This window comes from Tsukamurella strandjordii (genome assembly GCF_039525985.1).
Classification (GTDB): domain Bacteria; phylum Actinomycetota; class Actinomycetes; order Mycobacteriales; family Mycobacteriaceae; genus Tsukamurella; species Tsukamurella strandjordii.
Genome location: NZ_BAAAII010000016.1, coordinates 86,228 through 107,771, shown reverse-complemented (window position 1 = coordinate 107,771; position 21,544 = coordinate 86,228). Strand labels below are relative to the sequence as shown.

General features: G+C 70.3%; 20 protein-coding genes. 9 read left to right on the top strand and 11 right to left on the bottom strand.

Going from position 1 to position 21,544, the window contains the following annotated elements; all coding sequences use genetic code 11:
- Window positions 1-81 precede the first annotated feature (81 nt).
- The 6 genes from ABD108_RS21390 (at window position 82) to ABD108_RS21365 (ending at window position 6,660) form a co-directional block, all read left to right on the top strand.
- Window positions 82-1,170: a polyprenyl synthetase family protein gene (locus ABD108_RS21390; RefSeq protein ID WP_343931337.1), complete on the top strand. Its 1,089-nt coding sequence runs from the start codon at window positions 82-84 to the stop codon at window positions 1,168-1,170.
- A 115-nt stretch (window positions 1,171-1,285) separates the two neighbouring features.
- Complete coding sequence (locus ABD108_RS21385; RefSeq protein ID WP_220655813.1) at window positions 1,286-2,278, top strand: ABC transporter substrate-binding protein; 993 nt, start codon at window positions 1,286-1,288, stop codon at window positions 2,276-2,278.
- On the top strand, window positions 2,275-3,243 hold the full coding sequence (locus ABD108_RS21380) for an ABC transporter permease (RefSeq protein WP_343931336.1): 969 nt from the start codon (window positions 2,275-2,277) through the stop codon (window positions 3,241-3,243). The genes ABD108_RS21385 and ABD108_RS21380 overlap by 4 nt, the downstream gene beginning before the upstream one ends.
- A complete protein-coding gene (locus tag ABD108_RS21375; RefSeq protein ID WP_343931335.1) occupies window positions 3,230-4,264 on the top strand; it encodes an iron chelate uptake ABC transporter family permease subunit in 1,035 nt (344 codons plus the stop codon). The genes ABD108_RS21380 and ABD108_RS21375 overlap by 14 nt, the downstream gene beginning before the upstream one ends.
- The gene (locus tag ABD108_RS21370; RefSeq protein WP_343931334.1) at window positions 4,261-5,064 is read left to right on the top strand and encodes an iron ABC transporter ATP-binding protein; all 804 of its coding nucleotides are present in this window, start codon (window positions 4,261-4,263) and stop codon (window positions 5,062-5,064) included. Before ABD108_RS21375 ends, ABD108_RS21370 begins: the two co-directional genes overlap by 4 nt.
- 36 nt (window positions 5,065-5,100) lie before the next feature.
- Window positions 5,101-6,660: an alpha-(1->6)-mannopyranosyltransferase A gene (locus ABD108_RS21365; protein WP_343931333.1), complete on the top strand. Its 1,560-nt coding sequence runs from the start codon at window positions 5,101-5,103 to the stop codon at window positions 6,658-6,660.
- A 6-nt stretch (window positions 6,661-6,666) separates the two neighbouring features.
- On the opposite strand, the gene ABD108_RS21360 is transcribed toward ABD108_RS21365, so the two are convergent.
- Window positions 6,667-7,047: an Rv2175c family DNA-binding protein gene (locus ABD108_RS21360; RefSeq protein WP_220655816.1), complete on the bottom strand. Its 381-nt coding sequence runs from the start codon at window positions 7,045-7,047 to the stop codon at window positions 6,667-6,669.
- 120 nt (window positions 7,048-7,167) lie between these two features.
- On the opposite strand from ABD108_RS21360, the gene pknB reads away from it, so the two are divergent.
- Both pknB and ABD108_RS21350 read left to right on the top strand, forming a co-directional pair.
- The gene (pknB, locus tag ABD108_RS21355) at window positions 7,168-9,360 is read left to right on the top strand and encodes a Stk1 family PASTA domain-containing Ser/Thr kinase (RefSeq protein WP_343931332.1); all 2,193 of its coding nucleotides are present in this window, start codon (window positions 7,168-7,170) and stop codon (window positions 9,358-9,360) included.
- 10 nt (window positions 9,361-9,370) lie between these two features.
- Complete coding sequence (locus ABD108_RS21350) at window positions 9,371-10,159, top strand: GTP pyrophosphokinase (protein WP_344186375.1); 789 nt, start codon at window positions 9,371-9,373, stop codon at window positions 10,157-10,159.
- Between the two features lie 42 nt (window positions 10,160-10,201).
- Here the strand turns inward: ABD108_RS21350 and ABD108_RS21345 are convergent, their stop codons facing one another.
- The 9 genes from ABD108_RS21345 to ABD108_RS21305 form a co-directional block, all read right to left on the bottom strand.
- Entirely contained in the window at window positions 10,202-12,076 is a 1,875-nt protein-coding gene (locus ABD108_RS21345; protein ID WP_343931331.1) for an acetate--CoA ligase, read from the bottom strand.
- Window positions 12,077-12,113: 37 nt separating this feature from the next.
- Window positions 12,114-13,511, bottom strand: a complete 1,398-nt coding sequence (locus ABD108_RS21340; RefSeq protein WP_220658402.1) for a class II 3-deoxy-7-phosphoheptulonate synthase — start codon at window positions 13,509-13,511, stop codon at window positions 12,114-12,116.
- 27 nt (window positions 13,512-13,538) lie between these two features.
- Entirely contained in the window at window positions 13,539-14,015 is a 477-nt protein-coding gene (locus ABD108_RS21335) for a polyadenylate-specific 3'-exoribonuclease AS (RefSeq protein WP_343931330.1), read from the bottom strand.
- 11 nt (window positions 14,016-14,026) lie between these two features.
- Window positions 14,027-14,737, bottom strand: a complete 711-nt coding sequence (locus ABD108_RS21330; protein ID WP_220658403.1) for a lysophospholipid acyltransferase family protein — start codon at window positions 14,735-14,737, stop codon at window positions 14,027-14,029.
- Window positions 14,738-14,835: 98 nt separating this feature from the next.
- On the bottom strand, window positions 14,836-15,798 hold the full coding sequence (locus ABD108_RS21325) for an ROK family protein (protein WP_343931329.1): 963 nt from the start codon (window positions 15,796-15,798) through the stop codon (window positions 14,836-14,838).
- The gene (locus ABD108_RS21320; RefSeq protein WP_305112110.1) at window positions 15,795-16,301 is read right to left on the bottom strand and encodes a hypothetical protein; all 507 of its coding nucleotides are present in this window, start codon (window positions 16,299-16,301) and stop codon (window positions 15,795-15,797) included. The genes ABD108_RS21325 and ABD108_RS21320 overlap by 4 nt, the downstream gene beginning before the upstream one ends.
- Window positions 16,294-17,505: an ArsA family ATPase gene (locus ABD108_RS21315; RefSeq protein WP_343931328.1), complete on the bottom strand. Its 1,212-nt coding sequence runs from the start codon at window positions 17,503-17,505 to the stop codon at window positions 16,294-16,296. Before ABD108_RS21315 ends, ABD108_RS21320 begins: the two co-directional genes overlap by 8 nt.
- Window positions 17,505-17,966, bottom strand: a complete 462-nt coding sequence (locus ABD108_RS21310) for an SRPBCC family protein (protein ID WP_343931327.1) — start codon at window positions 17,964-17,966, stop codon at window positions 17,505-17,507. The genes ABD108_RS21315 and ABD108_RS21310 overlap by 1 nt, the downstream gene beginning before the upstream one ends.
- Window positions 17,959-18,369, bottom strand: a complete 411-nt coding sequence (locus ABD108_RS21305) for a hypothetical protein (protein ID WP_220655825.1) — start codon at window positions 18,367-18,369, stop codon at window positions 17,959-17,961. The genes ABD108_RS21310 and ABD108_RS21305 overlap by 8 nt, the downstream gene beginning before the upstream one ends.
- A gap of 148 nt (window positions 18,370-18,517) precedes the next feature.
- On the opposite strand from ABD108_RS21305, the gene ABD108_RS21300 reads away from it, so the two are divergent.
- On the top strand, window positions 18,518-20,323 hold the full coding sequence (locus tag ABD108_RS21300) for an AMP-dependent synthetase/ligase (RefSeq protein ID WP_343931326.1): 1,806 nt from the start codon (window positions 18,518-18,520) through the stop codon (window positions 20,321-20,323).
- Window positions 20,324-20,380: 57 nt separating this feature from the next.
- Here ABD108_RS21300 and ABD108_RS21295 read toward each other — a convergent pair whose 3' ends face one another.
- Window positions 20,381-21,511 (bottom strand): glycosyltransferase family 4 protein, encoded by a 1,131-nt coding sequence (locus ABD108_RS21295; protein ID WP_220655827.1) that lies wholly within the window; start codon window positions 21,509-21,511, stop codon window positions 20,381-20,383.
- Window positions 21,512-21,544: the final 33 nt, after the last annotated feature.

The following is a 21,544-nucleotide window of genomic DNA, read 5'->3' as shown; positions in this document are numbered from 1 at the left end:
CCCGCTCGCGCGCACGGCGTCGAGACGGTCGAGTACGGTCCGGCTTGGTTCGGTCACACCATTGAGAATAGATTTCCAGGTATGACGCTGCCGGTCGCCCCGCCCCAGACCACCCTGGCCGACATCGCGGAGGCCGTGCGGCCACAGCTCGAATCCTTCCTCGAAGAGCGCCGTGACCTGGTCGAACCCGTCGGTCCGGTGTTCTCGGAGGCGACCGCCGGACTGGAGCGCTTCGTTTTGCGCGGCGGTAAGCGTATTCGCCCCGCGTTCGCCTGGACGGGGTGGCTGGCGGGCGGCGGGCCGGCCGAGGGCGAGGTGGCGCGGGCCGCCCTGCGGGCCTGTTCCTCGCTGGAGTTCGTCCAGGCGTGCGCCCTGATCCACGACGACATCATCGACGCCTCGCTCACCCGCCGCGGCTACCCCACCACGCACCGCGAGTTCGCCGAGCTGCACGCGCAGCGCGGCTGGTCGGGCTCGTCGGAGAAGTTCGGCGAGGCCACCGCGATCCTGCTGGGCGACCTCGCCCTGGCCTGGGCCGACGACATGTTCCTCGGCGCCGGTCTCGAGCCCGAGCGCTACCTGCGCGCCGCGCGCGCGTGGGCGGCGATGCGCACCGAGGTGCTCGGCGGACAGCTGCTCGACATCGTGAGCGAGGCCTCGCGGGACGAATCGGAGGACGCCGCGGAGCGCGTGGTGCGGTTCAAGACCGCGGGGTACACCGTGGAACGGCCGCTGCACGTGGGCGCCGCGCTGGCCGGCGCCTCCGACGCGGCGATCGCCGCGCTGCGGGAGATCGGCGTCGACCTGGGCGTGGCCTTCCAGCTGCGCGACGACCTGCTGGGCGCGTTCGGCGATCCCGCGGTGACCGGCAAGCCCTCGGGCGACGATCTGCGCTCCGGCAAGCACACGCCGATGCTCGCCCACGCGCTCGCCACCGGCGGCGATGCGGCGGACGAGCTGCGCTCGCTGGTGGGCACCGACCTCGACGACCAGGGTGTCGAGCGGGCCCGGGCGGCGCTGCGGGCGACGGGCGCACCGTCGGCGATGCAGTCCCGGGTCGAGGAGCTCACCTCCCGCGCCACCACGGCCATCGACGACGCGCCGATCGATGACCAGGCCCGCCCGGTGCTGGCCGGGCTGGCGGCGGTCCTGGTGGACCGCGCCGCCTGACGCCTTCCTGCTGAGTTAGGTAATCCTTGCCATCTCTGGGTATGGTTTCGGTTGCCTAAGGCCTTTACCAAGGCCTTACGGTATCGCGTCACTATTGCTCAGAAGGAGTCCCCGCATGTTCACCCGCTTCCGCAAGGGCGCCCCCGTGGCCGCCGCGCTGGTGGCCGCGAGCCTCGTCTTCGCCGGATGCTCGACCACGAGCTCCGACGACGAGAAGCCCGCCGCCGGCGAGAAGATCACGATCAGCACCAACAAGGGCGATGTCCAGGTGCCGAAGAACCCGAAGCGCGTGGTCGCCCTCGACAACACGAGCGCGGAGACCCTCAAGGCCTTCGGCGTGACCCCGGTGGCCATCCCGAAGCCGCTGTTCGCGAAGAACGTGCTGGGCGAGTGGATCAACGACCCCGAGATCAAGGACGTCGGCACGCACGCCGAGCCGAAGCTCGACGTGATCGAGGACGTCAAGCCCGACCTGATCATCGGCGGCTACCGGTTCCAGAAGAAGGAGGGCGATCTGAAGAAGATCGCCGACCAGACCGGCGCCGCGTTCATCGACATCGCCGCGGAGGACGACGCACCGAAGGGCCGCGTGGACACCATGCGCAGCCAGACCACCACCCTCGGTGAGATCTTCGGCAAGCAGGATCAGGCCAAGCAGATCGTGGCCGACTTCGACAAGCGGCTCGATGCCGCGAAGGCGCAGGCCACCGGTCAGACCGTGTTCCTGGCGAATGTCAACGGCGGCAAGATCGACAACGGCGCCGCGCGCATGAAGCCCTTCATCGAGCAGCTCAACCTCAAGGACGTCTTCGGCGGCCAGGGCGGCAACATCCACCAGGATTCGGGCCTGACCCCCGAGGCGATCGCGCAGGCCGACCCGCAGTGGGTCATCGTCATGGACCGCGACGCCGCCGTGACCCCGAAGCCGGGCACCACCCCGCAGCCCGCCGCCTCGGTGTTCAAGGCGCAGGAGGCCTTCAAGGGCAAGGGCTTCTTCGAGCAGGACCGGATCTTCTACCTGGACGACTTCTTCTACGTCCGCGAGGGCATCCAGGATTACGGCGAGAACTACCAGCGCCTCGCGGAGGCGCTCGCCGCCAAGAAGTGACCCGCCGCGCCGCGCTGCCGCTGATCGCGGCGGCGTGCGCGGTGCTGGTGGTGCTGTCCCTGATGACGGGCGAGTACCACATCACCGTCGCCGGGCTGATGTCCGGCGACGGTGACATGTGGCGGATGTTCTTCATCTCCCGGGTACCGCGCACGCTGGCACTGATCTTCGCCGCACTCGCCATGAGCTTCTCCGGCGTGATCATGCAGCGGCTCACCCAGAACCGGTTCGTCGAGCCCACCACCGCCGGCACCGCCGAGTGGGCGGGCCTGGGCGTGCTGCTCTGCCTGATCCTCGTACCCGGTGCACCGCCCCTGGTGAAGATGGGCTTCGCGACCGCGACCGCCTTCGTCGGCACGCTGCTGTTCCTCGGGTTCCTCTCGCGGATCCGCGCCCGGCGCTCCGCGATCGTGCCGCTGGTGGGCCTCATGATGGGCGCCGTGGTCAGCGCGATCACCACCTACCTCGCCGTCGACCGGAACCTGCTGCAATCGGTGGTCGCCTGGCGCTCGGGCGGGTTCGCGCATATCGTGCGCGGCTTCTACGAGCCGCTGTGGGCCGTGGCGATCATCGCCGTCGCCACGTTCGCGCTCGCCAATTACTTCACCATCGCCGGCCTCGGCCGCGATGTGGCCACCTCCCTCGGGCTGCGGTACGGGCTCACCGTGGGCCTGGGCGTCACGATGGTGGCGCTCGCGACGGGCGTGACCAGCGTCGTGGTGGGCTTCCTGCCCTTCCTCGGGCTGGTGGTGCCCAACATCATCAGCGCGCTGCGCGGCGACGATGTCAGGTCCGGCCTGCCCTGGGTCGCGGCACTGTCCATCGCTTTGATCACCGGGTGCGATCTGATCGGCCGGATCATCGTGCGCCCCATGGAGATCCCGGTCGCGGTGATCATGGGTGTGATCGGCGCCGTCACCTTCCTCGCGCTCATCCTCACCAGGAGTAATCGTGTCGCCCTCTGATACCGCCACGGGCGCACCGTCACTGGCCGGATCGTCCACCGGCCGGGTGGGCTGGCGCGCCCGCCTGGGCATCGCTGCAGCGGTGGCCACCCTGGCGGTGGCACTGTTCCTGCTCATGCGCACGGGCGCCGACGACGTGCTGCGCTGGGACTTCACCTTCGGTCTGTCCTTCGACCGGCGGGTGCGCACCGTGTGCGCGATGATCATCGCCGCGTTCTGCCAGGGCGTGGCCACGGTGCTGTTCCACACGGTGACGCACAACCGCATCCTCACGCCCTCGATCATCGGCCTGGACAGCCTGTACGTGCTGATCCAGACCGTGGGCGTGTTCCTGGTGGGCGGCAGCTTCGTGGAGAACTTCGACAGCGTGCCCCAGTTCCTCGCGCAGACCGGCGCGATGGTGCTGTTCGCGTCGATCCTGTACCGCTGGTTGTTCTCCGGCCGGTTCGCCAGCCTGTTCCTGCTCCTGCTGGTGGGTGTGGTGCTGGGCCTGGCCTTCCGTGCGGTCGCCGAGTTCCTGCAGCGATTGCTCTCCCCCACCGAGTTCGACGCGCTCTCGATCAAGCTGTTCGGGCGCCTCGGCTCGGTGAACGCCGACCTGCTGCCGATCGCCGCGGTGGTGTGCGTGGTGGTCGCCGTGTACGCGTGGCGCCGGCGCAACGTCTACGACGTGCTGCTGCTGGGCCGCGATCCGGCGATCGCGCTGGGCGTCGACCACCGCCGCGAACTGACCAAGGCGCTCATGCTGATCGCGCTGCTGATCTCGGTGAGCACGGCACTGGTGGGTCCGATGGTCTTCTTCGGGTTCATCATCGCCACGCTCGCCTACGAGCTGGCCGGCGATTGGCATCACCGCGCGACGCTGCCGATGGCCTTCCTCCTGGGTGTGATCACCCTGGCCGCCGGACAGTTCATCCTGCAGAACGTCTTCTACGCCGCGGGCATGCTCACCGTGATCATCGAGTTCGCCGGCGGGATCCTGTTCCTCGCCATCCTGTTCCGCCGAAGGGGGACGATGTGACCAACGCAGCGACCGGAGCCTCGACACCCGCGATCGAATTCGCGGACCTCACCAAGTCGTACGCCGAGACCGTGGTCCTCGGCCCCGTCTCGGGCTCCTTCGAGCGCGGGGGCGTCACCGCCCTCGTCGGACCCAACGGCGCCGGCAAGTCAACGCTCCTCACCATCTTGGGCCGACTGCTCACACCCGACGCCGGGACGGCGAAACTCGACGGCGTCGAGGTGGGATCGATGAAGCCCACGCAGATCGCCCGCAAGCTGGCGATCCTGCGCCAGGAGAACGGCGTCAACGCCCGGCTCACGGTGCGTGATCTGGTGGGGTTCGGGCGCTTCCCGCACAGCCGGGGACGGCTCACCGCCGAGGACGTACGGCACATCGACGACGCGCTCGGCTTCCTCGGCCTCACCGAGCTGTCGGATCGGTTCCTCGACGAGCTCTCGGGCGGGCAGCGGCAGCGGGCCTACGTGGCGATGACGCTGGCCCAGGACACCGAGGTGATCCTGCTCGACGAGCCGCTCAACAATCTCGACCTGCGGCATCAGGTGGGCATGATGGGGCAGCTCCGACGCGCGGCCGACGAGCTCGGCAAGACGATCATCCTGGTGGTGCACGACCTGAATTTCGCCGCCGCGTACGCGGATCGGATCGTCGCCCTCAAGAACGGCGTGATCGCCGCGGCCGGGACACCGGCCGAGATCATGGATTCCGATCTGCTCACCGAGATCTTCGAGACCCCCGTCGCGGTGCACGCCGTGGAGGGGCTGCGCGTCGCGGTCTACGCGGGGATGGATCGACGGTGAGCCGGGGCGCGCACGGCTGCGCCTAGACTGGCGGGGATGTCCGGTTCACACGATCCCGTCCGCACCGAGCGCGACGCCGGGGCCGCCCGCGCGGCCGTCGGCGACGCCGTGCGCGGCTACGCCGCCTTCCTGCGGTCCGCTATGGGCCGCCCCGCCCTGCTCGGCTGTGCGGGCGCCGTCCTCACCACACTCGGCAGCTTCGGCGCCGGAGCGATCCGCGTGCACGATGTGACGCTCGAATCCGCGCACCTGTCGTGGCTGCGCTACGGCCACGGCCTGGTGCTCAGCTCGGTGCTGTTCTGGACGGGGATCGCGCTGCTCATGCTGGCCTGGGTCCGGCTGGGGCGCAGCGCCCTCCGCGACGAGGTCTCCGCCCGGCAGATCGCGGGCACCGTCGCGCTGTGGGCGGCGCCGCTGATCGTGGCGGTGCCCCTGTACTCCCGCGACGCCTACAGCTACCTCGCGCAGGGCGCGCTGTTGCGCGACGGCTTCGATCCGTACGAGGTGGGCCCCGTGGTCAACCCGAACGGCCTGCTCGACGATGTCAGCGGGATCTGGACCACCACCACCGCCCCGTACGGTCCACTGTTCATCCTGATCGCGAAGTGGGTCACGGTGATCTGCGGCGATAACGCGCTCACCGGCACGATCGCGCTGCGACTGGTGATGCTGCCCGGCATCGCGCTGTCGGTGTGGGGCGTCTCCCGGCTGGCGCAGCACTTCGGCGCGCGGCCGGCCGTCTCGCTGTGGTTCGCGGTGCTCAACCCCTTGGTGATCGTGCACCTCGTGGGCGGCGTGCACAACGAGGCACTCATGGTGGGGCTCATGGTGACCGGCATCGTGCTGGTACTGCGGCGCAAGCACTGGTTCGGTGTGGCCGTGATCGTGACGGCGGTGGCGGTCAAGGGCACCGCCGCGATCGCCCTGCCCTTCGTGGTGTGGATCTGGTACCACCACCGGCGGGAGGACGATCCGTCGGAATCGGCCACCCGCGCCTTCGTCTCGGTGGGCGCGGCCTCGGTCGCGATCTTCGCGGCGCTGTTCGCGGCCTTCACCGCGATCGCGGGCGTGGGGCTGGGCTGGGTGACCGCGCTGGCCGGGTCGATCAAGATCATCAACTACATCACCCTGCCGACGGCCGTGGCACAGATCACCGCCTTCCTCGCGGCTCCGTTCACCGACCTGCACCTGGCGCCGATCCTGGTGGTCACCCGCGCCCTGGGCATCGCCCTCCTGGCGATCACCCTGGTGGTGCTGTGGTGGCGGTACCGGCAGAACGAGCGCCGGAACGTGATGGGCATCCTGCTGGGACTGCTCGCGGTGTGCGTGCTCTCGCCCGCGTCGCTGCCCTGGTACTACACCTGGCCGCTGGCGGTGGCCGGCGCGTTCACGTGGTCGCGCCGCACGCTGGCGATCATCGTCGGCATCTCGGTGTGGCTGATGGCCGTGTTCATGCCCACCGGCTCGATCGGCCTGTATTCGTGGTGGAACGTGCTGCTCGCCATCGCGCTCGGCGCGCTCGCCGGGTACTCGCTGGCGCACCCGGATCCACTGAAACTGCGCCCCAAGCTGGGGCTGCAGCCCGTTCCGGCCTGAGCGGGGTCAGAAGGCCATCGACTGGGCGCGCCGGATCACTTCGCGCGCCGAATCGGTGTGCAGCAGTTCGGCGGGGGCACCGTCGAGGTCGTCGAGCGGCGCGAACAGCCACTGCATGATCTCGTCGTCCTGGAAGCCGCCGTCGCGCAGCACCTGGAGCAGCCCGGTGAGGTGTTTGGCGATCGCGAAGCGACCGTCGGTCTCTCCGAAGAAGAGCTGCGGGATGTGGAAGTCTCCCCCGCGCCGCACCGCGATCAGTTGGCGATCACGCACCAACTGCAGCACCTTGGACGACGACACGCCGAGGCCCTTCGCGACCGCGGAGGCGGAGAAGGTGGCGGTGCCATCGGGCAGCAGGTCGTCACTGACATAAGGGATCGAGCTCACCGTCACACTGTACCGAGGCTCGAGGTCCACCCCCTCCCACCCCGGGGTCGCTAGGCTGAACTGTCGACACCTGCCGTGGCAGGCGCGTCCGCCGAGTGACTTGAGAGAGGATCGAAGAAGGTGAACACTCCCCGCGACCGGCTCCTCGGTGCCCGCATCGAGGGCCGCTACCGCATCGATGCGGTGATCGCGCGCGGCGGCATGTCCACCGTCTACATGGGCCTCGACCTGCGTCTCGACCGGCCGATCGCGATCAAGGTGATGGACCCGAAGTACGCGGAGGACGCGCAGTTCGTCTCCCGGTTCGAGTTCGAAGCCCGCGCCGTCGCCAAGCTCAAGGACCCCGGCCTGGTGGCCGTGTACGACCAGGGCGTCGACGGCGATCTCGCCTTCCTCGTGATGGAGCTGGTGACCGGCGGCACCCTGCGCGAGTTGCTCAACGAGCGCGGCCCCATGCCCCCGCACGCGGTGGCGGCCGTGATGGAGCCGGTGCTCACGGCACTGGGCACGGCGCACCGCGCGGGGCTCGTGCACCGCGATGTGAAGCCCGAGAACGTACTCATCTCCGACAGCGGCGAGGTCAAGGTCGCCGACTTCGGACTGGTCCGCGCGATCGCCGCGGCGTCCGTCACCAGTTCCTCGGTGATCCTCGGCACGGCCGCGTACCTCTCCCCGGAGCAGGTCGAGTCGGGGAACGCCGACGCGCGCTCCGATGTCTACTCCAGCGGCGTCCTGGTCTACGAGCTGCTCACCGGCGCAGTCCCCTTCACCGGCGACACCGCGATCTCGCTGGCCTACCAGCGGCTGCACAACGACGTGCCCGCGCCCAGCGCGTCGATCGCGGGCGTGCCGCCCGAGTTCGACGAGTTCGTGGCGCGCGCCACCGACCGCGATCCGTCGCGCCGGTACACCGACGGTTTCGCCATGGCGGAGGCGCTGGCGGCGATCGCGGACAACCTGGAACTGCCCTCGTTCACGGTGCCCGCGCCGCAGTCCAGCGCCGAGCAGCGCGCGGCCGCCGCGATGTACGACGCGCAGCGCAATCAGCCGCTGATCCCGGCCGCGGCGGATCCCACCTCGGCGTTGCCCGCCGGGGCGCAGGCGCCCGCACCGCCGAACACGGTGGCCGCGGCGGTGCCGCAGGTGCCCCCGCCGGGCACACCGGTGCAGTACACCCGCGCCGAGACGATGCACGAGTCGCTGCCCGCCGAGGTTCCCCCGGCGCGTCCCCAGTGGGCCGGGCAGCCGCCCGCCAAGAGCCGCGCGAAGTCCTGGGCGATCGTCGCGATCATCGCCGCGGTCGCGATCCTGCTGGCCTTCGGTGGCTGGTGGTTCGCCTCGGGGCAGTACACGACGGTGCCGAACGTGTCCGGGATGGACCGGCCGGCGGCCGAGCGCGCGATCAAGGACGCCGGGCTCGACGTCGAGTTGGCGGGCACCTACAGCAACGATCTCACCGAGGACACCGTGACCGCGCTCAAGCCGCCGTCGGGCAGCCGGGTGAGCCGGTTCGGCAGCGTCACGGTGGAGTACTCGCGCGGCCGCCCGACGGTGCCGCAGTTCACCTCCGGCGCCAGCATCGAATCCGTCGAGCAGCAATTGCGCGATAACGGGCTGGTGCCCAAGCGGGGGCCGTCGCAGTTCAGCCGGGACGTGCCCCAGGGCGGCGTGATCGGGCTCAGCCCCACTCCGGGTACCCGGGTGGGCGTGGGTTCCGCGGTGACCGTGGTGGCGTCGGCGGGCAATCAGCCCGTCTCCATCCCCGACGTCCGCGGCAGGACCGCCGACGAGGCCACGTCGATCCTGCGGTCGGCCGGTCTCACGGTGAAGGAGACCAAGCAGCAGTTCGACGCGTCGACGGAGCTCGGCCGGGTCTTCGGTACGGACCCCTCGGGTCAGGTGAACAAGGGCGGCAGCGTCACGCTGCTGGTCTCGAACGCGCTCACCGTGCCCGATGTGACCGGCAAATCGGCCGCGGAGGCCCAGAGCATGCTGCAGCGGGCCGGCCTGGTGGGCGAGCTGACCGGCGAGAGCGGTTCGGGTGCCGTGGTGACATCGGTGAGCCCGGCCGCCGGGGCGCGGGTGGACCCGGCGAACAACCGCGTCACGGTGACCCTGGCGGCGCGCGTCGTGGTGCCGTCGGTGACCGGGATGAAGGTGGGCCAGGCGCGATCCGTGCTTCAGGACGCCGGCCTGCAGGTGAAGGTCAACGGCATCTTCGCCTCCGACAACTCGCAGGTGATCTGGCAGGATCCGGGCGGCGGCACCCGCGTGAAGGCTGGCTCCACCGTGACCGTGACGGCGATCCCGTGAGGGTGACGCGATGAACGCCGAACCCGCACCGTCGGACCCGTTCGGGCTCGGATTCGTCCCCGATCCCGAGATGTTGGCCACCGCCCGCCGCATGCGGGACCAGTTGACGCGGTTCCTGATGGAGTACCAGTTCGCGGTGGACGAGGTGCTGACGAAGGTGTCGATCCTGCGCGAGGAGTTCGTGCAGTTGCATCGATACAACCCGATCGAGCACGTGACCTCGCGGATCAAGAAGCCCGAGAGCATCGTCAAGAAGGTGGGGCGCCGCGGGATCGCGGCCGATCTGTCGCTGATCCGGGAGGCGATCACCGATATCGCCGGCATCCGGATCACGTGCAGCTTCATCGCCGACACCTACCGCGTGCTGGAGACCATCACCGCGCAGGACGATGTGCGGCTGATCGTGGTCAAGGACTACATCGCGAACCCGAAGCCGAACGGCTACAAGAGCCTTCACGCGATCATCGAGATCCCGGTGTTCCTCTCGACGGGGCCGGTGCATGTTCCCGTGGAGCTGCAGATCCGCACCATCGCGATGGACTTCTGGGCCAGCCTGGAGCACAAGATCTACTACAAGTACGACCGCGCCGTGCCGCCGCGCCTGGTCGACGAGCTGTCCGCCGCCGCGGCGGTCGCGGAGCAGTTGGACAAGCGGATGGAGCAGTTGCACACACAGGTGCACGGGGGCACCGACACCGCCCACGGCACCGAGGACGACGACGCGGCGACGGAGCTGGCCGGGAACGAGTTGCTGCGCCGCCTGCTCACGCTGGCCGAACGGGCGCCGACCGACCGGTGAACATCCGATCGGATTCCTCCGATCCTGCGCCCTGCTGCAGCGCTAGCCACGCAGGATCCCGCGCAGATCCTCGAGGACGGCCGGGTTCTCGATGGTCGACGGGACGGCCTCGTCGCGCCCCTCGGCGATGGCACGCATGCTGCGCCGCAGGATCTTTCCCGATCGAGTCTTGGGCAGCGCGGTGACGATCGCGACCTCGCGCAGCGCCGCGACGGCGCCGATGGTCTCGCGGACCCGCTGCACGATCTCGGCGCGCACCGTCTCGTGGTCCCAGTCGGCGCCGGCCTTGAGCGCCACCAGCGCCCGCGGCAGCTGCCCCTTGAGCTGATCGGCCACACCGATCACGGCGCACTCGGCGACCGCGGGATGTCCGGCGATCGCCGCCTCCAGCGCACCGGTCGAGAGCCGGTGCCCCGCAACGTTGATCACATCGTCGGTGCGGCCCATAACGAACAGGTAGCCGTCCTCGTCGAGATAGCCGCCGTCGCCCGTGAGGTAGTTCCCCGGGAAGGCCGTGAGGTACGAGTCGATGTACCGCTCGTCCGCACCCCACAGCGTGGGCAGCGTGCCCGGCGGCAGCGGCAACGAGATCACCACGGCTCCCTCGGCGCCCGCGGGCACGTCGTTGCCGGCATCGTCGACGATGCGCACGCCGTAGCCGGGCACCGGGACCGTGGCGCTGCCGGGTTTGACCGGCATCGGCTCCACGCCGCGCAGGTTCGCCGCGATCGGCCAGCCGGTCTCGGTCTGCCACCAGTGATCGATCACCGGCACGCCCAGCTTGTCCGACGCCCACTCGTAGGTATCGGGATCGAGCCGCTCCCCCGCCATGAACAGCGTGCGCAGGCTCGACAGATCGGACGTCGCCACGAACTCGGCGTCCGGGTCCTCCTTGCGGATGGCCCGCAGCGCAGTGGGAGCGGTGAACAGGTTGCTCACGCCGTGCCGCTCGATCACCCGCCAGAACGCACCGGCGTCCGGCGTGCCCACGGGCTTGCCCTCGTAGACCACGGTGGTGGCTCCGATCAGCAGCGGCGCGTACACGATGTAGCTGTGGCCCACCACCCAGCCCACATCGGAGGCGGTCCACCACACCTGCCCGGGATGCGCATCGTAGATCGCGCCCATCGAATAGGACAGCGCCACAGCGTGTCCGCCGTTGTCGCGGACCACGCCCTTGGGCTTGCCGGTGGTCCCGGAGGTGTACAGGATGTACAGCGGGTCGGTGGCCTTCACGGCCACCGGTTCCGCGGGCTGCGCCGCCGCCTCCGCCGCGGCCCAATCGTGATCGCGCGGGCCCAGTTCCGCGGTCAGCTGCGGCCGCTGCCAGACCACCACCGTGTCCGGCTTCGCGGCGGCCGCGTCGATCGCCGCGTGCACGATGGGCAGGTACGGCAGCACCCTGCTGCCCTCCAGGCCACAGGACGCGGTGACGATGACCTTCGGCTGCGCATCGTCGAGCCGCGCCGCCAGTTCGGGCGCGGCGAAGCCGCCGAAGACCACCGAGTGCACCGCCCCGATCCGGGCGCAGGCGAGCATCGCGACCACGGCCTCGGTGATCATCGGCAGGTAGATCACCACCCGATCACCCTTGCCCACACCGAGATCCTCGAGTACACCCGCGAACTTCGAGACACGCCCCAGCAGCTCCCGGTAGGTGAGCGTGTGCACCTCGCCGGTGATCGCGGAGTCATGGATCACCGCGACCTGATCGCCCCGTCCCGCCGCGACGTGCCGGTCCACCGCGTTCACGCAGGTGTTCAGCTCCGCACCCGGAAACCACCGGTACAGCGGCGCATCCGAGGAGTCCAGGACCTCCGTGGGCGGCGTGATCCACTCGATCCGGCGCGCCTGCTCCGCCCAGAACCCGGACGGGTCGGTCATGCTGCGGCGGTACTCGTCGGCGTAGGAACCCATACCGCGACCCTATTACCCGCGGGTGCGGGCGCGCGGGCTATCCGCGGAGCATCTCCGCGACCAGGAAGGCCAGCTCCAGGCTCTGCTGCGTGTTCAGGCGCGGGTCGCACGCGGTCTCGTAGCGGCCGGCGAGATCGGCGTCGGAGATGTCCTGCGCGCCGCCGAGGCACTCGGTCACGTTCTCGCCGGTCAGCTCCACGTGCACGCCACCCGGGTGCGAGCCGATGGCCCGGTGCACCTCGAAGAAGCCCTGCACCTCGTCGACGATGCGATCGAAGTGGCGGGTCTTGTACCCGGTGGACGACTCGTGGGTGTTGCCGTGCATCGGATCGCACTGCCAGATCACCTTGTGGCCGGTGGCCTCCACGGCCTCGACGATCGGGGGCAGGGCGGTGCGCACGTTGCCGTTGCCCATCCGCGAGATCAGCGTGAGGCGGCCGGGCTTGTTGTGCGGGTCGAGCCGCTCGACGTACTCCACGGCCTGCTCGGGCGTGGTGGTGGGGCCGATCTTGACGCCGATCGGGTTGTTGATCAGCTCCATGAAGGCGATGTGCGCGCCGTCCAACTGGCGGGTGCGCTCGCCGATCCACAGGAAGTGCGCCGACAGGTCGTAGAGCACCTGCTGGGCCTCGGGGTCCTCCGGGTTGTCGGCCAGGCGCAGCAGACCGCGCTCGTAGTCGAGCACCAGCGCCTCGTGGCTGCTGAAGATGGTGGCGGTCTTGAGGTTCCGGTCCTCCACGCCGCAGGCGGCCATGAACCGCAGGCCGCCGTCGATCTCGGCGGCGAGCGCCTCGTACCGGGCACCGGCGGGCGAATTCGCGACGAACTCGCGGTTCCACTCGTGCACCTTGTGCAGATCGGCCATGCCGGAGTTGGTGGTGGCGCGCACCAGGTTCATCGCGGCCGAGGCGTTCGCGTACGCGCGGATCAGGCGCGAGGGGTCGTGCTTGCGGACGGCCTCCTCCGGCGGGAAGCCGTTGACCATGTCGCCGCGGTAGCTCTTCAGGCCCAGCGAATCGGTGTCCGAGGAACGCGGCTTGGCGTACTGGCCGGCGATCCGGGCCACCTTCACCACGGGCATCGAGGCGCCGTAGGTCAGCGCGACGGCCATCTGCAGCAGGGTGCGGATGTTCGCCGAGATGTGCGGCTCGGTGTTGTCGACGAAGGTCTCGGCGCAATCGCCGCCCTGCAGCAGGAAGGCGCGCCCCAGGGCGACCTCGGCCAGCTGGTCCTGCAGCGACTGGATCTCCGGTGCCACGCAGATCGGCGGCACCGATTCGAGCACGGTGCGCATCGCGTCGGCCTGCTCGCGCGGCCAGCTCGGCTGCTGCAGCGCCGGCTTGGCCAGCGCATCGTCGAGGCGCTCACGCAGGTCACCCGGAAGCGCCGGGAGCTTGGGGAGGGTATCGATGGGGACGTCGACGGTCCAGTTCACAGCCACGTGAGAAAGATTACGCGCCGCTCATCCGCCCATGATCGCCCGGTACTTCGCCAGGTTGTGGCGGGCGTCCGCGAGCGCATCGTGGGCATCGGCCGGTGCCGGGGGCAGGGAGGGCCGGCCGCGCTCGTCCCACAGCTGCTTGAGTTCGCGGGTGAACCGCGGCATCGACCGCGGCAGCGCCGTCATCGGGCCCCAGAGCTGGCACAGCGCCACGTGGTCGTACGCGGCCACCCAGGCCCACAGCTCGATGTCGCCCGGCGCCGCGGACAGGAAGTCGAAGACCCCGTCACGGATCGCGGCGCGCGAGCCCCAGGACTTGCTGGCGGGCGGCGGCAGCTTGGGCAGGACGTTCGCCCGCACCCAGGGGCCCGCCGACTCGGGATCGAACTCGGTGGAACACGCGTAGAACTCCCGGCCGTCTTCACCGACGATGCCGATCGAGACCAGCTCGATGGTCTTTCCGTCCTCGATGAATTCCGAATCGTAGAAGAAGCGCATGAGGGTGGACGCTACGCGGCGCCGGCCACGCGCTCCTCGCCCGGCACCACGACACCGTCTTTGACGTCCTGGGCGTACACGTCCACGTAGGCCTGGCCGGAGAGCTTCATCAGCTCGTACATCACCTCGTCGGTCACGGCGCGCTCGATGAAGCGATTACCCGCCATCCCCTCGAACCGGGAGAAGTCGAGCGGCTTCCCGATGCGGATCTGCACCCTGGTGGGGCGCGGCAGCGTGGTGCCGGGCGGGTTGAACTTCTCGGTGTCGACCATCGCGACGGGGATGATCGGCACCCCGGTCTCCAACGCCATGCGGGCCATGCCCGTCTTGCCCTTGTACAGGCGGCCGTCGGGACTGCGCGTGCCCTCCGGGTACAGCCCCAGGAGGTGGCCCTGCTCCAGGGCGCCGACGCCCGCATCGAGGGCGTCCTGCGCCGCGCTGGCGCTGCCGCGGACGATCGGAATGCTGCCGACGGACGAGAAGAACCACTTCTTGAACGCGCCCTTGAGACCCTTGCCCGTGAAGTACTCGCTCTTGGCCAGGAACTTGATCTTGCGCGGCACCATGAGCGGCAGGAAGAACGAATCCATCACCGCCAGATGATTGCTCGCGAGAATCGCCGCGCCGTCCTTCGGCAGGTTCTCCAGGCCCACCACGCGGGGGCGCCCGAACAGACGCAGCAGTGGTCCGATGAGGACCCATTTGAAGACCATCCACCACATGTCGCGCAGCTCCCGTTCGCGGTCGATCGTGTTCTCGCCCACTCTACCGGTGTTCGCGCACCCCAACCCGGGGAACGTCGGATTTGCAGACGCGCGAATCAGCGCTCCACCAGCGGCGACAACGCGTCGCGGGCGAGCGCCGCGGCGCCGAGCATGCCGGCGCGCTCCCCCAGCTCGGTGGCCCGGATCCGGGCCTTGCGCCGGTACTTGGCGCCGGTGAGGAGCGCGGAGTAGTGATCCCGCGCATCGTCGAGGAACAGCCGCGAGGAGGCGCCGACGCCGCCCGAGACGATGATCAGGTCGGGATCGAAGACATCACTCACCATCGCCAGGCCCACGCCGAGCCACTTCGCGAGGTCGGCCACCGCCTCCTGGGCCACGGGATCGCCCGCCTCGGCCGCCGCGGCCACCTTGCGCCCGGTGAGGGATCCCGGATCGTCGGCCAGCTCCCGCGCCATGAGCACGCTCTGCGAGCCCTGCGGCCCCATCAGGTCGATCGCGGTCTCCACCAGCGCCGTGCCGCTGCAGTAGCGCTCCCAGCAACCGGATTTGCCGCAGTCGCAGGGCCTTCCGTCCGGCACCACCTGCAGGTGACCGAGCTCCGGGGCCACACCGAAGGCGCCCCGGTAGAGCTGCCCGTCGATCAGCAGCCCGCACCCGATGCCGGTCCCCAGCGCCACCACGCAGGTCACCGTGCTGCGCCGCGCCGGGCCGAAGACGTACTCCGCCCAGGCCGCCGAGTTCGCGTCGTGCTCCATCACCACGGGCATGCCGATCCGCTCGGTCATCTCCGCCGGGACGGCCGCGTTGCGCCACGGCAGGTGGGGCGCGAAGGAGACCTTCTGCCGGGCGGGGTCGAGGAAGCCCGCCACAGCGAGACCCACCGCGCCCACCTCGTGCTCCACGCACAACTCCTGCACCAGCCGGTCCAGGCACTCCTCGAGCGCGCGGGCGCTGCGCGGGGTCTGCGCCCGCGCCGTGTCGACCACGGTGCCGTCCTCCGTGACCACGCCGGCCCGCACCGACGTCCCCCCGATGTCGATGCCGATGGTCTGCGTCATTCGTCCTCACCGTTCGGGGATGCGGGCGTGGGCGGTTCGCCGGGCAACTGCACGTCGATCCGTTCGTAACCGGTGTGCTGGGACGAGGGCGACGGTGCCGCGACCGGACCGTCGGCCGGGGTGACCGGGCCGTCGGGCGGGGCGGCGGGCGCGTCGCCGCGCACCGTGGCCAGGTAGTCGGCCGCGACGGCCGCCGCGGTGGTCCGGGCGCTGCCCATCAGTTCCTCCGCGAGCTTCATCAGGTCGGCGAGCACCTCGTCGGCGAAGGCGCCCAGCGAGCGCGCGGCCTCCTCGGCGAAGGGCTCCACGTTCCGGGCAACCGCACCGCCCAGGGCGCACAGACGGCAGCCGCCGGGCTCGCCCTCGGGGTGCGCCGCGTGCTCGGCGAGCGCGGCCGAGAGCCACGGCCGCGCGGTCTCGAACAGGCGCGTGGCGGCCGCTGCGAATTCCTCGGACGAGAACGAGGAGAAGTCCGGGCCGGCGCCGGAGGTCTCATCAGGCACGAGGCCACACCTCCGGATCGGGGGCGAAGGTCACGCGCAACTCCCCTTCCGTGTAGGTAGCGCCTGCAACGACGCAACGGCGCAACACAGACGGTAGCCGCATTCGCCGCCGCACACCCTGCGCATCGACGAGGAGGTCCTCCTCGACCCGCCCGAGGCCGATCGTCGCGGGGTCGACCAGGGGCATCTCCAGCGCCCATTCGTACCGGACGTCCAGGCCCTCGCCGCCGCTCCGGCGGACCTCGGGCACGGGGGCGGGCGGACCGGCGGGCCCGGACAGGATGCGCGCGGCGTCCCAGTCGAGCGCGGCGGCGTCCGCCGCATCCCGGACGGGGACCTCCGCCTCGGTGACCTCCAGAACCGGCCGCGCGATCGCCTCGCCGAGGTCGGCGGCGGCCTCACGCGCATCGTCCTGGGATGCCACCGCGGCGGCCACCAACTGCACGGCCGGATGCGGAAGGTCCAGTGCGAAGCGGTCATCCACCTCCAGCAGCCGGTTGAGCACCAGCGCGGCCGGACGCAGGCCCAGCACCTCCAGGGCGGCGATCTCCTGGCGCGCCCGCGCGGGCCGGCCACCGTCTCCGGTGAGCGCGTAGACGAGTTCCAGGCGCGACCGATCGCCCACGAACGCCGCGAGCTGCTCGGCGAGGCCCGCGAGCGGTTCCACCAGCAGCAGCCCCGCGAGCGAGCCGGTGGCCCGCCCCGTCGGGCCGGAGAGCCGCACGTGGCGCGGCCATACGCGCTCCAGGTGCGCGGCCATCGACGACGGTGCCGTGAGCAGCGAGACCATCGCGTCGAACGCGGGACCGTCGACCACCACGGTGCGGTACTCCCCGGACTGCGCGTGGCCCCGGATCGCCCGCAGCGTCAGCAGGTGCTCCGCATCCGCGAGGCCGGTGAGCTCGGGCGCCTCCAGCACGAACGGGTCGAATCCCGACGGGGCCTCGTCCTCGCCGCTGCGTCCGGCCCGCACCGTGGACGACAACGTCTCCCACCACTGCCCGAGCAGTTCGACGGGGTTGAGGTGCACGTGATCGAAGGCGCCGGAGCCGTCCGCCACGAGCGGATCGACCACGCGCCCCAGCGTGACCAGGAGGGTGCGGCCCGACTGTGCGGCGCGTGCCGCCAACGCCGTCGCCAGCGTGGTCCTTCCCGTCCCCCCGGCGCCGGCCACCAGCAGTACGCGGGCGGCGTCCCCGGACATCAGGAACCGGCCGCCCGGTCGCCCTCGACGTGACGCTTGAGCTCCTTGAGCGCGGTATCGGTGATGGCCTTCTCGGCCTTGCGCCGCAGCATTCCCAGCATCGGGATCTGCAGCGTCACCTCGAGCGTGTAGGTGACCGTGGTGCCGCCGTCCGCGGTGGGCGTCAGGTCGTACCGTCCGTGCTGGGTGCGCTGCAGGGTGCTGGCCGCGAGATCCCACTCCACCGACCGGCCGCCGGGCGCCCAGGTGTACTCGAGCTCGTAGGTGTCCCGGAGGAATCCCTCCTCCAGTGCGAACTTGACGCGCTTGGGCTTACCGTCGGCGGTGGTCTCGAGAACCGTGACCTCCCGTGCGGCCGAGACCCATTCGGGGTAGCGGTCGAAGGCCGAGATCGCCGCCATGATCGGCTCGGGCGGCGCATCGATGACGATGGACTCGCGGGTCCGGTCGGCGTCAGACACCGCTCACCTCCGGCACCGCGGGGCCACCCAGGACGCGGCCGTCCTCGGCGGTGAACTTCAGGTCGAACATCACCTCGTGCCCGCGGACGCGGCGGGCGGCCACCTCGGCGACGATCTGCTCCGGCGTCATCGGCGCGGCCGGCTCGGCGTGCAGGAAGTAGTGCACGAGGCTGCCGTCCAGGTGCGGCTCGATCCAGATCTCCGAGGTGCCCACCACGGGGCCGGCCACCTGCCAGCGCAGGCCCAGCGCGCCCCGGTCCTCGGTGAGCGTCAGTCGCAGATCCGGGAACCAGCCGCGCCACCGCTGCGACCCCGCCATCGCGGCTGCCACGGCGCTCGGATGTGCGGCGATGAAGGCGACGTCGGCCACTTGGATGGTGCTCACCACACAAGCTTCACACATCCGGCGTCCGGGCGGACGGTGCCGGGTCCGCTTAATCGTGCGAAGCCCCTCGTTCACCGACGGTCACGGCGGTGCGAGGGCCCTCCGTCGCCGTTTTCCACCGGTGTAAGGTTCACCACATACCCACCGTTTGCGACCCGGAGGATTCGTGCGCGAGATATCTGTCCCCGCCAACTTCACCATCGACCCGGATGCGTCCACGGTGGACGTCGTCTTCGACGTGGCCCGCACCGATCCGCAGAGCGTGCGGATCAAGCGCCTGGTGGGGCAGGACTGGGTGCCCGTCACCTCGAAGCAGTACGCCGAGGAGATCCTGGGTGTGGCCAAGGGACTCATCGCGCAGGGCGTGCGGCCGGGCGACCGCGTCGCACTCGTCTCCTCCACCCGCTACGAGTGGCCGCTGATCGACTTCGCCATCTGGGCGGTGGGCGCCGTGACGGTTCCCGTGTACGAGACCAGCAGCTCGGGCCAGATCGACTGGATCCTGCAGGATTCCGATGCGGTACTCATGGTGATCGAGGGCCCGAAGCAGGCCGCCGAGGTGGCCGAGCTCAACGGCAAGCTGCACAACGTGAAGCGGGTCCTGCAGATCGACGCGCCCGAGGGCGAGCAGGGAGCCGTCGCGGCGCTCACCGCCGAGGGGGCCGAAGTCACCGAGGATCAGGTGCACGCGGGCCGCGCCGGCGTGAAGGCCGCCGACCTGGCCACGCTGATCTACACCTCGGGCACCACCGGTCGGCCCAAGGGCTGCGAGCTGACGCACTCGAACCTCATGAGCGAGGCCGAGGCGATCCTCACCTCCCCCTTCGGCGACGCCATCCGCGGCGGTTCGAACGTGATGTTCCTGCCGCTCGCGCACGTGCTCGCGCGTGCCGTGAACATCGCCTGCTTCAAGGGCGGAGCACTGGTGGGCCACTTCAACGACACCAAGAACCTGGTGCCGCAGTTCGCCATCTTCAAGCCCACGCTGATCCTGTCGGTGCCGCGTGTCTTCGAGAAGGTCTACGCCTCCGCGCAGCAGAGCGCCGTGGACGGCGGCAAGGGCAAGATCTTCGACGCCGCCGCGCAGACCGCGATCGAGTACAGCGAGTCGCTCGACAACGGCGGCCCCGGGCTGGTGCTCAAGGTCAAGCACGCCGTCTTCGACAAGCTGGTCTACGGCAAGCTCAAGGCCGCCCTCGGCGGGAACTGCAAGGTCGCGATCTCCGGCGGCGCCCCGCTCGGTGCGCGCCTGGGCCACTTCTTCCGCGGCGTCGGCGTCACCGTGATGGAGGGCTACGGTCTCACCGAATCGACCGCCGCGATCACCGTGAACGTCGAAGGCGCACAGAAGATCGGCACCGTCGGGCGTCCGCTCGCGGGTCAGGCCGCCAAGATCGCCGAGGACGGCGAGATCCTGCTGCAGGGCTCGGTGGTCTTCCGCGGGTACTGGCAGAACGACGAGGCGACGAAGGCCGCGCTCGAGGACGGCTGGTTCCACACGGGCGATCTGGGCTCCATCGACGAGGACGGTTTCCTCTCGATCACGGGCCGCAAGAAGGAACTCATCGTGACCGCGGGCGGCAAGAACGTCTCGCCCGCCGGCCTCGAGGACGCGCTGCGCGGCAACCCGCTGATCTCGCAGGCCATGGTGATCGGTGATGCGCAGCCCTTCATCGCGGCGCTGATCACGATCGACCCGGAGGCCTTCCCGCAGTGGAAGACCGCGAACGGCAAGCCGGAGTCGGCCACCGTCGCCGACCTGCGCACCGACCCCGATCTGGTGGCGGAGATCAACAGGGCCGTCGCCGTGGCCAACGAGACCGTGTCCAAGGCCGAGGCCATCAAGAAGGTGCGCATCCTGCCCGAGGACTTCTCCGAGGAGACCGGTGAGATGACGCCGACCATGAAGGTCAAGCGCAACGTGGTCGCCCAGAAGTACGCCGACGACATCGCCGAGATCTACGCGAAGTAGGTAGCTGGTACGAGGAGTGCCCCACCGGATTCCGTTGGGGCACTCCTTCGTTCGCGGTCAGTACGGGCTGAGCAGGGTCTGCAGGCGGTGGCCGAGGCGGCGCCAGTTGAAGTGCTCGCCCACCAGCTCGCGGCCACGGGCCCCCATGGCGGCGGCACGATCGGGATCGGCGAGCAGCCCGGCCACGGCATCGGCGATCGCGTCCACATCGCGTCCCGGCACCACATGACCGGACTCGCCCTCCCACACCGTCTCCGGCGCACCCCCGGAATCGCCTGCCACGACCGGCTTCCCGGTCGCCGACGCCTCGAGGAAGACGATGCCGAGGCCCTCCACGTCGAGCCCGGCGCCGCGGGTGCGGCAGGGCATCGCGAAGACGTCACCGAGGTTGTGATGCCCCGCGAGCTCATCGGCGGCGACACCGCCGGTGAAGATCACCGCGTCCTCGACACCGCTGCCGGCGGCGAGCTTGTGCAGGGTCTCCGCGTACGGCCCACCACCCACGATCACCAGCTTCGCTCCGGGCACCCGGGCCCGGATCTTCGGCAGGGCCCGAATCAGCATGTCCTGCCCCTTGCGCGGCACCAGCCGCGACAGGCACAGCACCACAGGCTCGTCGTCGGCCAGGCCGTACCGGCGGCGCAGTTCCGAGCGGGCGGCATCGTCGGGCTTGAAGACCTCGGTGTCGACGCCGGGCGGGAGGTGCTCCAGCGCGGCCTGCGGACCGAACGCCGAGGCGAACCGGCCGCGGGTGTACTTGCTGACGTAGGTGATCACGTCGGTGGTGTCGCCGATGCGGCGCAGGCACGCCCGCGAGGGCGGCAGCATCGACCAGCCCACCTCGTGACCGTGCGTGGACGCGACGGTGCGCTGCGCCCCGGCCGCTTCCAGCGGCGCCGCGAGCAGCGCGAGTGGGGCTGCGGCGCCGAACCACACCGTCTCGATGTCGTGGGCGCGCACCAGCTCCCGCGCGCGACTGAGCGCATCGGGGCTGGGGATCAGCAGCGACGTGGGGTGGCGCACCACCTCGAAGTCCTGCGCCGCGTCGTACTCCTCGCTGCCGCGCCACCGCGAGGCGTACACCACCAGCTCGTCGGCGGGCAGCTGCGAGACGAAGGCCTGCAGATACGTCTGGATGCCGCCGGGGCGGGGCGGGAAGTCGTTGGTGACCAGCAGCGTGCGCGGCATGCCTCAACCGTACTGGCGGCGTGCCCCGGACCG

Coding starts and splice junctions, on each gene's coding strand:
- ABD108_RS21390 (WP_343931337.1), top strand. CDS start 82: ATGACGCTGCCGGTCGCCCCGCCCCAGACCACCCTGGCCGACATCGCG.
- ABD108_RS21385 (WP_220655813.1), top strand. CDS start 1,286: ATGTTCACCCGCTTCCGCAAGGGCGCCCCCGTGGCCGCCGCGCTGGTG.
- ABD108_RS21365 (WP_343931333.1), top strand. CDS start 5,101: ATGTCCGGTTCACACGATCCCGTCCGCACCGAGCGCGACGCCGGGGCC.
- ABD108_RS21350 (WP_344186375.1), top strand. CDS start 9,371: ATGAACGCCGAACCCGCACCGTCGGACCCGTTCGGGCTCGGATTCGTC.
- ABD108_RS21345 (WP_343931331.1), bottom strand. CDS start 12,076: ATGGGTTCCTACGCCGACGAGTACCGCCGCAGCATGACCGACCCGTCC.
- ABD108_RS21335 (WP_343931330.1), bottom strand. CDS start 14,015: ATGCGCTTCTTCTACGATTCGGAATTCATCGAGGACGGAAAGACCATC.
- ABD108_RS21330 (WP_220658403.1), bottom strand. CDS start 14,737: ATGTGGTGGATGGTCTTCAAATGGGTCCTCATCGGACCACTGCTGCGT.
- ABD108_RS21325 (WP_343931329.1), bottom strand. CDS start 15,798: ATGACGCAGACCATCGGCATCGACATCGGGGGGACGTCGGTGCGGGCC.
- ABD108_RS21315 (WP_343931328.1), bottom strand. CDS start 17,505: ATGTCCGGGGACGCCGCCCGCGTACTGCTGGTGGCCGGCGCCGGGGGG.
- ABD108_RS21305 (WP_220655825.1), bottom strand. CDS start 18,369: ATGTGTGAAGCTTGTGTGGTGAGCACCATCCAAGTGGCCGACGTCGCC.
- ABD108_RS21295 (WP_220655827.1), bottom strand. CDS start 21,511: ATGCCGCGCACGCTGCTGGTCACCAACGACTTCCCGCCCCGCCCCGGC.